Origin of the sequence: Neisseria sp. (assembly GCF_041804105.1) — a bacterium.
Lineage (GTDB): Bacteria > Pseudomonadota > Gammaproteobacteria > Burkholderiales > Neisseriaceae > Neisseria.
In genome coordinates this window covers 1-13,593 of the sequence record NZ_JBHCJY010000001.1, presented here as the reverse complement: position 1 = coordinate 13,593, position 13,593 = coordinate 1, and the positions used below count along the sequence as shown (strand labels likewise).

Annotated in this window: 13 protein-coding genes and 1 other RNA gene; 6 read left to right on the top strand and 8 right to left on the bottom strand. The window is 51.1% G+C overall.

The genetic code is table 11. From position 1 onward, the window contains the following. The first annotated feature begins 74 nt into the window (after positions 1-74). Positions 75-272: a hypothetical protein gene (locus ACEYDX_RS00070; RefSeq protein ID WP_373740007.1), complete on the top strand. Its 198-nt coding sequence runs from the start codon at positions 75-77 to the stop codon at positions 270-272. Positions 273-295: 23 nt separating this feature from the next. Here ACEYDX_RS00070 and ACEYDX_RS00065 read toward each other — a convergent pair whose 3' ends face one another. After that, entirely contained in the window at positions 296-472 is a 177-nt protein-coding gene (locus tag ACEYDX_RS00065) for a hypothetical protein (protein ID WP_373740006.1), read from the bottom strand. A gap of 148 nt (positions 473-620) precedes the next feature. On the opposite strand from ACEYDX_RS00065, the gene ACEYDX_RS00060 reads away from it, so the two are divergent. Both ACEYDX_RS00060 and metW read left to right on the top strand, forming a co-directional pair. Further along, the gene (locus ACEYDX_RS00060; protein WP_373740005.1) at positions 621-1,760 is read left to right on the top strand and encodes a homoserine O-acetyltransferase; all 1,140 of its coding nucleotides are present in this window, start codon (positions 621-623) and stop codon (positions 1,758-1,760) included. Then, positions 1,757-2,338, top strand: coding sequence for a methionine biosynthesis protein MetW (gene metW, locus ACEYDX_RS00055; protein WP_373740004.1), 582 nt, complete (start codon positions 1,757-1,759; stop codon positions 2,336-2,338). The genes ACEYDX_RS00060 and metW overlap by 4 nt, the downstream gene beginning before the upstream one ends. A 101-nt stretch (positions 2,339-2,439) precedes the next feature. On the opposite strand, the gene ffs is transcribed toward metW, so the two are convergent. Beyond that, positions 2,440-2,536, bottom strand: an RNA gene (ffs, locus tag ACEYDX_RS00050) — signal recognition particle sRNA small type. 287 nt (positions 2,537-2,823) lie between these two features. Here ffs and ACEYDX_RS00045 point away from each other — a divergent pair. Next, complete coding sequence (locus ACEYDX_RS00045; RefSeq protein ID WP_373740008.1) at positions 2,824-6,657, top strand: DUF3683 domain-containing protein; 3,834 nt, start codon at positions 2,824-2,826, stop codon at positions 6,655-6,657. 318 nt (positions 6,658-6,975) lie between these two features. On the opposite strand, the gene secB is transcribed toward ACEYDX_RS00045, so the two are convergent. Beyond that, complete coding sequence (gene secB / locus ACEYDX_RS00040; protein ID WP_373740003.1) at positions 6,976-7,410, bottom strand: protein-export chaperone SecB; 435 nt, start codon at positions 7,408-7,410, stop codon at positions 6,976-6,978. 10 nt (positions 7,411-7,420) lie between these two features. Continuing rightward, entirely contained in the window at positions 7,421-7,684 is a 264-nt protein-coding gene (gene grxC, locus ACEYDX_RS00035) for a glutaredoxin 3 (protein ID WP_373740002.1), read from the bottom strand. Positions 7,685-7,898: 214 nt separating this feature from the next. On the opposite strand from grxC, the gene rng reads away from it, so the two are divergent. Further along, positions 7,899-9,392 carry a ribonuclease G gene (gene rng / locus ACEYDX_RS00030; protein WP_373740001.1) on the top strand — a complete coding sequence of 498 codons (1,494 nt, stop codon included), beginning with the start codon at positions 7,899-7,901 and terminating at the stop codon, positions 9,390-9,392. A 128-nt stretch (positions 9,393-9,520) separates the two neighbouring features. Continuing rightward, entirely contained in the window at positions 9,521-10,105 is a 585-nt protein-coding gene (locus ACEYDX_RS00025) for a hypothetical protein (protein ID WP_373740000.1), read from the top strand. Positions 10,106-10,181: 76 nt separating this feature from the next. Here ACEYDX_RS00025 and virB11 read toward each other — a convergent pair whose 3' ends face one another. The 4 genes from virB11 to ACEYDX_RS00005 form a co-directional block, all read right to left on the bottom strand. Further along, positions 10,182-11,276 carry a P-type DNA transfer ATPase VirB11 gene (gene virB11 / locus ACEYDX_RS00020; RefSeq protein ID WP_373739999.1) on the bottom strand — a complete coding sequence of 365 codons (1,095 nt, stop codon included), beginning with the start codon at positions 11,274-11,276 and terminating at the stop codon, positions 10,182-10,184. A 370-nt stretch (positions 11,277-11,646) separates the two neighbouring features. After that, positions 11,647-12,189 carry a DUF4189 domain-containing protein gene (locus tag ACEYDX_RS00015; RefSeq protein ID WP_373739998.1) on the bottom strand — a complete coding sequence of 181 codons (543 nt, stop codon included), beginning with the start codon at positions 12,187-12,189 and terminating at the stop codon, positions 11,647-11,649. Between the two features lie 161 nt (positions 12,190-12,350). Then, the gene (locus ACEYDX_RS00010) at positions 12,351-12,872 is read right to left on the bottom strand and encodes a DUF4189 domain-containing protein (RefSeq protein WP_373739997.1); all 522 of its coding nucleotides are present in this window, start codon (positions 12,870-12,872) and stop codon (positions 12,351-12,353) included. A 17-nt stretch (positions 12,873-12,889) separates the two neighbouring features. Continuing rightward, on the bottom strand, positions 12,890-13,393 hold the full coding sequence (locus ACEYDX_RS00005) for a DUF4189 domain-containing protein (RefSeq protein WP_373739996.1): 504 nt from the start codon (positions 13,391-13,393) through the stop codon (positions 12,890-12,892). Positions 13,394-13,593: the final 200 nt, after the last annotated feature.

Genomic DNA, 13,593 nt, shown 5'->3' with positions numbered 1-13,593 from the left:
GTAGGTACGGTTAGCCGCTGCAAGCGGCGTAACCGTACGTTTGTCCTCAGGACACCGTTTCCGTTCAGACGGCATTGCGTACGGTTACGCCGCTTGCAGCGGCTAACCGTACCTACGGCGGCAATGCTTACCGATTTCTGCCGCAGCGGAGATGCCGTCTGAAAAACCGTTTGAATAAAACCGAAGGCCGTCTGAAAAAACTTTTCAGACGGCCTTCGGTTTTGACTGTTCACAAAGAACGGATTTTTTCAGACGGCATCAAGCGGGTCTAAAAAATATGCGCAGACTGTGTTTGTCAGTACAGCCCCGCCAAATACCACGCCAAAGCCAACAGCGATACGCCCAGCAGAACCCATGCGCTGATTTGGGCGGCTTCGCGCACGGCGCGTTTCTGGCGGCGGCTGAACAGGCGGTGGATAACGAAGGCGATGAGCGCCAAAACGAAAGCGGTACGGAGAATGCGGCCTATCATGTTCGGAACGGAAAACGGGTGGGCAGACCGTTTTCAGACGGCCTGAAAAACGGTTCGGACAGCCTCAGGCCGTCTGAAAAACGGCGGGACTGCACAAACACAGGCAAGCCGCTATAATACCGTTTCCGCCGCAATCATTGGAAGAAATATGGATAAAACCGCATCCGTGGGCATTGTCGCCCCGCAGAAAATTCCGTTTGAAACGCCGCTGCCGCTGCAAAACGGCAAAACCCTGCCGCGTTTCGATCTGATGGTGGAAACCTACGGCGAACTGAATGCCGGTAAAACCAATGCCGTGCTGATTTGCCACGCGCTTTCGGGCAACCACCACGTTGCAGGCTACCATTCGGCGGAAGACAAATATCCGGGCTGGTGGGACAACATGGTTGGGCCGGGCAAACCGATTGATACGGAACGGTTTTTCGTGGTTGCGCTGAACAATTTGGGCGGCTGCCACGGCAGCACCGGCCCTGTGTCGCCCAATCCCGAAACGGGACAGGATTACGGCGCGGATTTTCCGATGGTAACGGTTAAGGACTGGGTGAAATCCCAAGCGATGCTGGCCGATTATTTCGGCATCGAAACCTGGGCGGCGGTCATCGGCGGCAGCTTGGGCGGAATGCAGGCGCTGCAATGGGCGATGGACTATCCGGGCCGTCTGAAACACGCCTTGGTGATTGCGTCCGCGCCCAAACTCTCGACGCAGAACATCGCGTTCAACGACGTTGCCCGCCAAGCCATCCTGACCGATCCGGATTTCAACAGCGGCCATTATGCCCGCGAACACACCGTCCCACGCCGCGGCCTGCGCATCGCCCGCATGATGGGACACATCACTTATCTTGCTGAACAGGGTTTGGGCAAAAAATTCGGCCGCAAACTGAGAAGCGGCGGCTACGAATACGGCTACGGCGTTGAATTCGAAGTGGAATCCTATCTGCGCTACCAAGGCGACAAATTTGCGGGGCGGTTTGATGCCAACACTTATCTGTTGATGACCAAAGCGCTCGACTATTTCGACCCTGCCGCGGATTTCGGCGGCAGTCTCGAAAAAGCCGTGGCGGGCATACAGGCGAAACTGTTCGTCGCCAGCTTCAGCACCGACTGGCGTTTTTCTCCGGAGCGTTCCAAAGAACTGGTCAAAGCCCTGATTGCCGCCGGAAAACCCGTCCAGTATATCGAAGTCGAATCCCATCACGGCCACGATGCCTTTCTGATGGAAGACGAAGCCTACGTCAAAGCCGTGCGCGCCTATATGAACAATGTTTACAAGGATGTCCGTCCATGAACCTGCGCGAAGACCTACAACTTATCTACGACTGGATACCCGCAGGCAGCAGGGTACTCGATTTGGGCTGCGGCGACGGCGAACTTCTGGCCGCGTTGGTGGAGCACAAACATTGCAGCGGCTACGGCGTGGAAATCGATACCGACAGCGTGATTGCCGCCATGGCGCGCGGCGTGAACGTGATACAGGCCGACATCGCGCAAGGTTTGCAGGATTTCGGCGACAAAACGTTCGACGTGGTGGTGTTGAGCCAAACCATTCAGTCGATGCAGGACACGGAAATCATCCTGCGCTGCATGATGCGCGTGGGCAAAGAAGCCGTCGTCACCTTTCCCAACTTCGGCTACTGGCACAACCGCATGCAGATTCTGCTCAACGGCCGCATGCCCGTATCGGAGCGGATGCCCTACCATTGGTACAACACGCCCAACATCCATTTGTGCACGCTCAAGGATTTCGAGTTGCTGTGCGGCAAAAACAATATCCGCGTACTCGAACGCGCCGTGATGCAGGGCAATAAAAAAGTCGGCTTTCTGCCCAACCTGATGGGCAGCCTTGCGTTTTACCGCGTAGGGTAGGGTGTTTCAGACGGCCTGAATCCGTTTTGAGAATCCGAAACTGTATATGTAAGCAATACAAGCAAAACGCCGCAGGCAAAACCTGCGGCGTTTCATCATAGGGTGGCGAGCCGAACCCCCGGCACTGGCTCAACAGAGTGGGCTGCTGGCTTCCGCCCCTGACCCGTTGTTCCGCATCGCCATGCGGGGAGACCCGCCGTTGAAGTGCAGATTATAACGGCTTTTGCACCGGATACCAAGCCGTAAATCCGAAGGCCGTCTGAAAATGTTTTCAGACGGCCTGTGCACAGCGGAAAATCCTGTCGGCACTAAAAACCGTTTTTAAAATCCGTATAGCGGTTATCGCAAATTTCCTATTGAAAAACAAAAGAAATTAAACTACATTAACCCAAGCTGCCGAGCCGTTGCTGCTTCTTTTGCAACGGCATTTTCAGACGGCCCGATACAACCATAAATACCTGCTACCTACAAACGGAACACTGTCCATCATGACCGCAACCGCCCCCCCGCGCATCCGCGAAATTCCCTACAACTACACTTCCTACACCGACAAAGAAATCGTTTCCCGCATTTTGGGCGAAGCATCTTGGGCGGTGCTCGAATCCCTGCGCAGCCAACGCAAAACCGGGCGTTCGGCGCGGATGCTGTTTGAAGTGCTGGGCGACATTTGGGCGGTGGTGCGCAATCCTTATCTGGTGGACGACCTGCTCGAACACCCGAAACGGCGTGCGGAGCTGGTGGCGGCCATGCGCCACCGTTTGGCGGAAATCGACAAGCGCAGCGGCGACAATGCCGAAGTATTGGCGCTCATGAGGGCGGCGCAGGATGCCGTGATCCGTTTCGAGCGCAGTTTTGATGAAACTGCAGCCAAGCGCGCACAGATTTTGGCGCGGTTGTCTAAAATCACCAAAAAACACAACATCATGTTCGACGGTTTGGCGCGCGTTACCCACGTTACCGACGCCACTGACTGGCGCGTGGAATACCCGTTTGTGGTGGTCAATCCCGATACGGAGGCCGAAGTCGCACCGCTGGTGAAAGCCCTAATCGAACTGGATTTGACCATTATCCCGCGCGGTGGCGGCACGGGCTATACCGGCGGTGCGGTGCCGCTTGATGCCATGAGCGCGGTCATCAACACCGAAAAGCTCGACAAACACAACGGCGTGGAATATGTCGTCCTGCCGGGTTTGGAAGGTACGCATCCCGTCATCCATTGCGGTGCGGGTGTGGTAACGCGCCGTGTGGAAGAAACGGCGCATGCGGCAGGTGTGGTGTTTGCGGTTGACCCGACTTCGGCCGACGCTTCCTGCGTGGGCGGCAACGTGGCGATGAACGCGGGCGGTAAAAAAGCCGTGCTGTGGGGCACTGCGCTGGACAATCTGGCGTGGTGGAAAATGGTCAACCCGCAGGGCGAATGGCTGAAAATCGAACGCGTGCGCCACAATTTCGGCAAAATCCATGATGAAGAAACCGCCGTGTTCGATGTGCACACGCTGGATTCAGACGGCCTGAACATTGTCAAAACCGAACGCATGGAAATTCCCGGCCACAAATTCCGCAAAGTGGGTTTGGGCAAAGACGTTACCGATAAATTTTTGAGCGGCCTGCCCGGTGTGCAGAAAGAGGGTACCGACGGCATCATCACCAGCGTGGCGTTTGTTCTGCACCGTATGCCGAAGCACACGCGCACGGTGTGTTTGGAATTTTTCGGTACGGTGGCCAATGCCACACCGTCGATTGTGGAAATCCGCGACTATCTGCTCGGACACGGCAGCGTGAAACTGGCGGGCTTGCAACATCTCGACTGGCGTTATGTGCGCGCGGTCGGCTATGCCACCAAAGCGGCGGGCAAAGGCAGGCCGAAGATGGTGCTGATTTCCGACATCGTCAGCGACGACGAAGATGCGGTAAACGAGGCGGCGCAGCACATCGTGAAACTGGCTCGGGCGCGCGACGGCGAAGGCTTCATCGCCGTCAGCCCCGAAGCGCGTAAAACCTTCTGGCTCGACCGCAGCCGCACCGCCGCCATCGCCAAACATACCAACGCCTTCAAAATCAATGAAGACGTGGTGATTCCGCTGGAGCGGTTGGGTGAGTATTCAGACGGCATCGAGCGCATCAACATCGAGTTGTCGATTAAAAACAAACTCGCATTGTGCAACGCGCTGGTGCAGTATCTGCAAGGCAGCCTGCCTGTGGAGCAGATGGGTACGGACTTGCCAAAAAGCGAATTGCTGGGCGAACGCGCCGTTTTTGCGTTGAACCATGTGCAGAAGGTACAGGAACGCTGGCAATGGCTGTTGGACAATCTGGATGCGCCGCTTGCCGATTACAAAGCGCGTTACGGCGATGCCGTTGCTGCGGAAACGGAAGCGCGCGACGATGAGAGCAGTTTCATCGCATTCCGCGATTTCCGCCTGCGCGTGTCGGTCAAAGACGATGTGATGAAGCCTTTGGAAGAAGTGTTCAGCGGCCAGTCCGACACCCAAATCATGCAGGGTTTGGCGAAAATCCACGGCAAGGTGGTGCGCGGCCGTGTATTTGTCGCCCTGCACATGCACGCGGGCGACGGCAACGTCCACACCAACATCCCTGTCAATTCCGACGATTACGAAATGCTTCAGACGGCCCATAAAGCTGTGGAACGCATCATGAACATCGCCCGCAGTCTGAACGGCGTGATTTCTGGCGAACACGGCATCGGCATCACCAAAATGGAATTTCTGTCCGACGAAGAAATGCAGCCGTTTTGGGATTACAAAGCCAAAATCGACCCCGAAGGCCGTTTCAACCGCCACAAGCTGATGAAAGGCTCGGATTTGCGCAACGCCTATACGCCGTCGTTCGAGCTGCTCGGTGTGGAGTCGCTGATTATGGAGCAGTCGGATTTGGGCAAAATCGCCGAATCGGTCAAAGACTGTCTGCGTTGCGGCAAATGCAAACCCGTGTGCAGCACCCATGTGCCGCGCGCCAACCTGCTGTACAGTCCGCGTAACAAAATCCTCGGTGTCGGCCTGCTTACCGAAGCGTTTTTATACGAAGAGCAAACCCGCCGCGGCGTGTCGGTCAAGCATTTTGAAGAACTCAACAGCGTCGGCGACCATTGCACCGTCTGCCACCGCTGCGTCAAACCCTGTCCCGTCAAAATCGACTTCGGCGACGTTACCGTCGCCATCCGCAATTACCTGCGCAAATCGGGCAAACGCAAGTTCAATCCCGCCGTGGCCGCAGGCATGGCGCTGCTCAACGCCAAAGACCCGCGCACCATCAACATCTTGCGTAAAGGCGTCGCGGAAACCGGTTTCAAACTGCAAAACATCGGTTACAACCTCGGCAAAAAATTCCACATCGGCGCAGGCAAGCAGAAAGCCGCACCGAAAGCCACCACTCAAAAAGCACCGATAAAAGAACAGGTTGTCCACTTTATCAACCGTCCGTTGCCGCGTAATGTCCCCATCCGGACCGCGCGCGCGCTGTTGGGCATCGAAGACAACAAAACCATCCCCGTTATCCGCAAGCCCGAAGCCGAAGAAGCAGAAGCCGTATTCTATTTCCCCGGCTGCGGTTCCGAGCGCCTGTTCAGCCAGGTCGGATTGGCCACCCAAGCCATGCTTTACCATGTCGGCGTGCAAACCGTCTTGCCGCCCGGCTATCTCTGCTGCGGCTATCCGCAGGACGCGGGCGGCGACAAAGACAAAGCCGAAAAAATGGTTACCGAAAACCGCGTACTGTTTCACCGTGTTGCCAACACCTTGAATTATATGGACATCAAAACCGTGGTGGTCAGCTGTGGCACATGTTACGACTCGCTTGCGGGCTACCGTTTCGAAGACATTTTCCCCGGCTGCCGCATCATCGACATTCACGAATACCTGCTGGAAAAAGGCGTGAAACTCGACGGCATCGAAGGCGTGCAATACCTGTACCACGACCCCTGCCACACCCCGATAAAAACCATGAACCCCGTGAAAATGGCGGGCGAACTGCTGGGCAAAGACGTGGTGTTGAGCGACCGCTGCTGCGGCGAGAGCGGTATGTTCGCCGTCAAACGTCCCGACATCGCCACACAGGTCAAATTCCGCAAACAGGAAGAAATCGAGAAAAACCTCAAACAGCTGCCGCAAGACGGTTCGCAGGTCAAACTGCTGACTTCCTGCCCCGCCTGCCTGCAAGGTTTGAGCCGCTATCAGGACGACAACAATCTGCAAGCCGACTACATCGTGATTGAAATGGCCAAAGCCATATTGGGCGAAAACTGGCAGAACGACTTTGTGGAAAAAGCCACCAACGGCGGGATTGAGAAAGTGTTGTTGTAGGGCAGGGGGTTGATTTGCTTTAACTTTCCTTGCTGTTGCTTGCCGGAGATAAAGATGCCGTCTGAAAACACTTTTTCAGACGGCATCTTTCATGACAGGCCGTTTATGCCGGCCGTTTTCCGTTTCCGTGTTACGGGTTTTGGCGGGTATCAAAAACGGAGTTCCGCCCGTGTGCGGGTGAACGGTGCCAGTGCCATTGGCAGATGCTTCGGGCTGCCCAAAACAAAGTCCCGACACACAAAATTCCAATAAAACGGTAAAACGCAAAAAAGGCCGTCTGAAAATGTTTCAGACGGCCTTCGGTCAATTGGATAACGCTTAAGCGTTGCCTTCTTGGGACTGTTGGTACATTGCCTCGAAGTTAATCGGAGCGAGCAGTACAGGCGGGAAACCGGCGCGGGTAATGGTGCTGGAAATCGCTTCGCGGGCGTAGGGGAACAGGATGTTCGGGCAGGCGACGCCGAGCAGCAGTTGCACGTCTTCTTCGGGAATGTTTTCCAAACGGAAAATACCGCTTTGGGTCACTTCGTTCAGGAACATGGTGCGGTCGCCGTCGAGTTTGGCGGTTACCGTTACGGTTACGTCCACGTCGAACACGCCGTCTTCCAGCTTGGTGCTGGAAGTGGAAACGCGCATATCGACTTCGGGTTCGCCGCTGTCAAGAAAGATTTGCGGGGCGTTGGGAACTTCCAGCGACAGGTCTTTGACATACAGGCGTTCGATGCTGAATACGGGTTGTTGCTCTTCGCTCATTTGGTATTTCCTATGGTTGGGGGTTTAACAAGTCGTTCAGACGGCCTTGCTGCTGCAAGGCGTATAAATCGGTAAAGCCGCCGACATGGGTGTCGCCGATGAAGATCTGCGGAATGCTGCGCTGTCCGCTCAACTGCTGCATTTCGGCGAAATCGGCGGGGTTTTTGTCGACGCGGATTTCTTTGATTTCGGCCACGCCGGCCGCAGAAAGCAGGCGTTTGGCCATGGTGCAGTACGGGCAGAACGCACCGGTATACATGGTTACGGGTTGCATGGTGTGTGCCGTCTGAAAACGGATGGTTGGTTCGGTATGACACTATAGGGGTTGGCAGCGGTTTTTACAAGGGCTGAACGTTTTATTATCTTTTCTTCGGATGCGGATTTTATTCTTTTCGCGTATGATGGCAGGCCGTCTGAAAGACTTTTGCAATCTGCGCGGCAGGCCGTGCCGATTGCAAAGGTTTTTTCGAATTTCAGGATTGAACATTATGCTAACAGGCATCCCATTGCCCAAAGATACGGTCAGGCCGTCTGAAACTGTATTGGTCAACATCACGCCGCAGGAAACGCGGGTTGCGGTATTGGAAGAAAACAATATCTGCGAGCTTCATATCGAGCGCAACAGCGGCCACAGTTTGGTCGGCAATATTTATTTGGGCGTCGTGCGGCGCGTCTTGCCCGGAATGCAGAGCGCGTTTATCGACATCGGTTTGGAGCGCGCGGCCTTCCTGCACATCGTCGATTTGCTGGAGCAACGCCGCAACCCCGACGAAACGCAGCGTATCGAACATATGCTGTTCGAAGGGCAGTCCGTGCTTGTACAGGTCATCAAAGACCCGATTAACACCAAAGGCGCGCGGCTGTCCACACAAATCTCTTTGGCGGGCAGGTTTCTCGTCCACCTGCCGCAAGAAGACCACATCGGCATTTCCCAACGCATCGAAGACGAAGAAGAACGCCAAAATCTGCGCAGCCGTCTGCAAAACCTGCTGCCCGAAGGGGCAGGGCAGGGCTACATCATCCGTACCAATGCCGAAACCGCTACCGACGAACAACTGGCCGCCGATATAAACTACCTGACCAAAGTGTGGGAAAACATTCAGCACCAATCCAAAACCCTGCCGCCCGAAACCTTGCTTTATCAAGATTTATCCCTCAGCCTGCGCGTATTGCGGGATATGTTCAGCGAAGATACGCAGCGCATATTCGTCGATTCCGGCGAAAACCACCGCCGCATGCAGGAATTCGCCGCACAATATGTTCAAGGTGCCGCCGACAAAATCGAACTGTTCAAAGGAGACCGGCCGCTGTTCGAAACCCATAACATAGAACAGGAAATCAGCCGCGCACTCCAGCCCCGCGTCAATCTCAATTTCGGCAGCTACCTGATTATCGAATCCACCGAAGCAATGACCACGATTGACGTGAACACCGGCGGCTTCGTCGGCGCACGCAACTTCGACGAAACCATCTTCCGCACCAATCTCGAAGCCTGCCATACCATTGCCCGCGAACTGCGTTTGCGGAATCTCGGCGGCATCATCATCATCGACTTCATCGACATGACGCAGGCAAACCACCGCGAAGCCGTATTGCAGGAATTGGCCAAAGCACTGAGTTTCGACCGTACCCGCGTTACGCTCAATGGTTTTACCAGCCTGGGCTTGATAGAGCTGACCCGAAAACGCACCCGCGAAAACCTCAGCCAAGTATTATGCGAACCCTGTCCCAGCTGCCAAGGCAGAGGCCGTCTGAAAACCCCGCAAACCGTCTGCTACGAAATCCAACGCGAAATCATCCGCGAAGCCCGCCGTTACGATGCCCAAAGTTTCCGAATCCTTGCCGCACCAAGCGTAATCGATATGTTTCTCGACGAAGAATCCCAATCGCTCGCCATGCTTATCGATTTTATCGGCAAACCGATTTCATTAGCGGTAGAAACGGAATATACGCAGGAACAATATGATATTGTTTTGTTGTGATTATTGGATTTTTCTAGTTATTACTAATTGATTTATATAAAATTGTAATTGAGATGTTGCCTGCTGTATTGAAAAGGCATTCTGAATTTTTGGTAAATACCCATAAAATAAATCTAAGTAGGAAAGATATGAAGAATTTTATTTTAATGTTTGTTTGGTGTATTTGCTTGACTTTATTTCCAACCAGTAAAGCAGTTGCCAATTGTACTGTAGATGAAAAGGCAGTTTTTGCAGAAAGTTGTATAAATCCTCCAACCCCAATCCCCCAAGGGCAGAAACAGCTTGAGAATAAACCTGTTGCCATACCGACATCGATTGGCCAAGCTGTCCGGACACAAAAACCTAATGAAGTCCACTCAAATACAGATGTTTTCGGAGTGCCTGCTACAGCCAATAATAGCGGTAACACTCCGCAGAAAGCACCCGTCGTAAATAAGATTAGTGTATCTCCAACACCAAAGAAACCGAAAAACCGTAAATCTCTGCCTGTAACGGTCTTAACTGCTGCCGAAAGCATCAAGCCCAAAGTCAAGCTTACGCCGCAGCAAGCTTTACAGAATGAAATTAAGAACGAACAAGCAGCTTTGCTGAAAACGCAAGCCCAGCTTAATCTTGCACGCAAAAATAAATTAACAGATAAGGTTATCCGCCTTGAAAAAATACTCAAAGACAGACAAGCAAACCTTCGTGCATTCCAAAAAGAAATAAGGTAGGGTTCTCTATAAAAAATTCTGCAACTCCTGCCCATTTTTAATGTAGGGTAAAGAGTTGCAGAATATTACAATTCGCCTAAGTGGGATTAAAATCAATACCCGTGATATAGCGTGCGCCCGCATGAGCCTTGATATGTACGATTATATCAATCGTCTGTTTTAACAAAGTCTTAATCACACCGAATTCCAAGCCGCTTCCTTCCGGAGAAGCCTTAATCATCAGAGCCAACTGATCCCAAGTTTGTTCAGTACTGCCGGCATGGCAACTTGTAATCGATCCCGGGTGTCCCGACGCACAATTCCTGATAAAGTAAAAAGATTCATCCCCACGTAGCTCGGCAAGAATGATCCTATCCGGTTTCATACGCAGGCAGGATTCCATACAGCTTTTTGCCGAAATATTGGCACTTCCCTGCCCACCTTTAGAATAGAGCAGATGAACCACATTTTGATGCGGAATGAAAAGTTCCCGCGCATCTTCAATACTGATTAACCGCTCATGCAGAGGAATATGGTTTACCAATGCTTTCATAAACGTTGTTTTACCGCTGCCGGTAGCACCCGATACCACAATATTCTTTTTATATTCAACAGCTTTCTTGAAAAACAGCTCATATTCCCTGTTTTTTTTCAGTTCAAGCAACTCTTTGTCGTGGTCTGATAAATCTCCTTTTAAATCAACAATCTGGTTAAAAAAACCATCTTCGTGATACTGAGTGAGACTTTTCGTATGCTTGGATGGCAGCCTGATGGTGATAGAGACCTTGCCCGCATCACAGGCAGGAGGAATAACAAATTGGGCACGTTGCCCCGTAGGAAACGTCAAAGAAACCATCGGTTCCGTTTCAGTAATACGCTGTCCCGTATTGCTCTCATTTACCACAGCGGTACAAAACTGCCGCGCCCTGTCGAATGTCAGCGTATCTACCTGAATCTGCTGCCAACCTTGGGAAGTTTCTAAAAACACTTCTTCAGGACGGTTAATACAGATTTCCGTCACATCAGGATTATTCAGAAAAGACCCGATTCCCAAAATTTCATATTGGTAGTTCAAAAAATCAACAGAAATATGGGCATTCATTTCATCCATAATCACAACCTTCCAAACAAATAAACAAAAAATACTTTCCAGCACCGATGCCGTCTGAAAACCAAATTTTTCAGACGGCATCGGTTATTTCATTTTGACAAATGCAAGACATGGCTGACAAATTGGCATATGTCAATTTGGCCATAGAAACATAACCGGTAACAACGAAAAGTTTTGCATCATAACCTGTAGCGCAAGGTAGATTCAAGATAATCAGGCAATATATCCGTCATTCCTACGCAAGCGTGAATTCAAAATAGAGCGGAAGCAAATGATTGATTGAAGGAATACCGACAGTCAAACACTTAGATTTTTTTCCTGCGCGGTAATGACAAAAAACGATAGATATTTCACAGCACAACTACACAAATAAATCAGGCCGTCTGAAAAATGCATTTCAGACGGCATCACTTCCTTCTAGCAGTATTGCTTACAGTTTTATGTAAGATGGTTAGTTGTACATTCCGTCGGGAATTGAACAACCTTCAGGCATAATGATTTTACAGCTAGTTGCTCCAGCTGCCTTACATTGATTTATAGCTATCTTCTCAGCCAAACCGGGCTTTTCTGCTGCTTTATATAGAGACCAGCGTTTATCATTCTTTCCACTGGCAACAGCAATACATCCGTTTCTAACTACGCCTAGAGATTGGCATGAAGAATTCTGGCCACTCCTTTTACATTGTTTGATGGCTGCGCGTTTAGCTTCAATTTCTGAATTCATATTCAATACACCGCTAACAACACCTGTTTTTTTATTTAGTGCAATTGCTCCGTATTTGGAAGCCCTATGTACGATGGTAGTTTCGATGATTTTTTTTGTGGGCGTTGCGGTACTTCCCGATTGCGGCGGAGCTATATTGTACTGTACCAACTGTCCGTTATTGCCTTGGAACCGACAGATTCCGCTTGCGGGATCAAATTGACCGGGACAGCCGTTTCCATAGGCATTCAGGCTGAGGCAGCCCAGTAAAATAAACAGAAACTTCTTCATTATTTAGTCTCCTTGTTTTCGGGTTTCGGCGTTGTGGATTGTGGGGTTCTGGCCTTTAATCCCCTGTGTTGTGCCAAAACCTTAAGATGCCGTCTGAAAAATGTATTTCAGACGGCATCACTTCTTTCTAGCAGCATTGTATATAGTTTTACGCAAGCTGGTTAGTTGTACATCCCCTCGGGAACGGAACAGCCTTCGGGGACAATGATTCGACATCCTGAAACACCCGCAGCTTTACAGCGGCTCATAGCCACTGATTCAGCCTGTCCTGGTTTTTCTGCTGCTTTATAAATTATAAATTTGCCTCTCAATTTACCGCTTGCGGCAGCAATACATCCGTTTCTGACCCAAGTGATTACTTTGCAGTCTTTATTTTTTCCGCCTTGTGAACATTGGCGAATAGCTGCTTTTTTGGCTTCAGCCAAAGAGTTTGCGTTCAGAGCCCCACTTATGGATCCAGTTTTTCTGTCATTAGCCAAAGCGCCGTATTTGGAAGCCCTATGTACGATGGTAGTTTCGATGATTTTTTTGGTGGATGCGCTTCCGTGGTTACAATTGGGATTGTAACCGTAATTACATAAAGCGGGGTGCTGTTGCAATGGGCCTTGGGTAGGGTGGACGGCGTGGACATTTAGGCTGAGAGAACCTAATAAAATAAACAACAGTTTTTTCTCGGACGGCATTTTTATCATCAGAACAATCAGGGAATTGAACAGCCTTCAGGAATGGCTATTTCACAGTTGGAAGCTCCCGAAGCTTTACATTGTTTCATAACAGTTGACTCAACTTGTCCCCGACCCCGAGCAGCATAGAATTTTTTCCATTTGGAACCAAGTTTTCCCTGTGCTCCCGCAATACAGCCATTTCGAACCCAAGTAACAATTTTACATGGTGCATTACTTCCTCCTTTTTCACAAGTACGGAGAGCATTTCTAATTGCTTCTGCTTTCGAGTTAGCATTTAAAGAACCACCAGTTATACCAGTTTTCCTATTAACGGCCAAAGCCCCATATTTTGATGGAACATTTACAGTAGTATGTATGATCATTGTTTCATTATTGGTGGAACCATTCCTTTGGTTACAATTGGGATTGTAACCGTAATTACATAAAGCGGGGTGCTGTTGCAATGGACCTTGGGTAGGGTGGACGGCGTGGACATTCAGGCTGAGACAACCTAATAAAATCAACAATAATTTTTTCATTATTTCGTCTCCTTGTTTTCGGGTTTCGGTGTTGTGGGGTTCTGGCCTCTAATCCCCTGTGTTGTGTCAGAAAACCTTAAAGATGCCGTCTGAAAAATGTATTTCAGACGGCATCACTTCTTTCGAGCGGCATTATGTACGGTTTTACGAGTTAGTTACTTGTACATTCCGTCGGGAATAGAGCAGGCTTCAGGTACATG

Excerpts from the sequence above, each read along its gene's own strand:
- ACEYDX_RS00065 (WP_373740006.1), bottom strand. The coding sequence starts at position 472 with ATGATAGGCCGCATTCTCCGTACCGCTTTCGTTTTGGCGCTCATCGCC.
- ACEYDX_RS00060 (WP_373740005.1), top strand. The coding sequence starts at position 621 with ATGGATAAAACCGCATCCGTGGGCATTGTCGCCCCGCAGAAAATTCCG.
- metW (WP_373740004.1), top strand. The coding sequence starts at position 1,757 with ATGAACCTGCGCGAAGACCTACAACTTATCTACGACTGGATACCCGCA.
- secB (WP_373740003.1), bottom strand. The coding sequence starts at position 7,410 with ATGAGCGAAGAGCAACAACCCGTATTCAGCATCGAACGCCTGTATGTC.
- grxC (WP_373740002.1), bottom strand. The coding sequence starts at position 7,684 with ATGCAACCCGTAACCATGTATACCGGTGCGTTCTGCCCGTACTGCACC.
- rng (WP_373740001.1), top strand. The coding sequence starts at position 7,899 with ATGCTAACAGGCATCCCATTGCCCAAAGATACGGTCAGGCCGTCTGAA.
- ACEYDX_RS00025 (WP_373740000.1), top strand. The coding sequence starts at position 9,521 with ATGAAGAATTTTATTTTAATGTTTGTTTGGTGTATTTGCTTGACTTTA.
- virB11 (WP_373739999.1), bottom strand. The coding sequence starts at position 11,276 with ATGCCGTCTGAAAAATTTGGTTTTCAGACGGCATCGGTGCTGGAAAGT.
- ACEYDX_RS00015 (WP_373739998.1), bottom strand. The coding sequence starts at position 12,189 with ATGAAGAAGTTTCTGTTTATTTTACTGGGCTGCCTCAGCCTGAATGCC.
- ACEYDX_RS00010 (WP_373739997.1), bottom strand. The coding sequence starts at position 12,872 with ATGCCGTCCGAGAAAAAACTGTTGTTTATTTTATTAGGTTCTCTCAGC.
- ACEYDX_RS00005 (WP_373739996.1), bottom strand. The coding sequence starts at position 13,393 with ATGAAAAAATTATTGTTGATTTTATTAGGTTGTCTCAGCCTGAATGTC.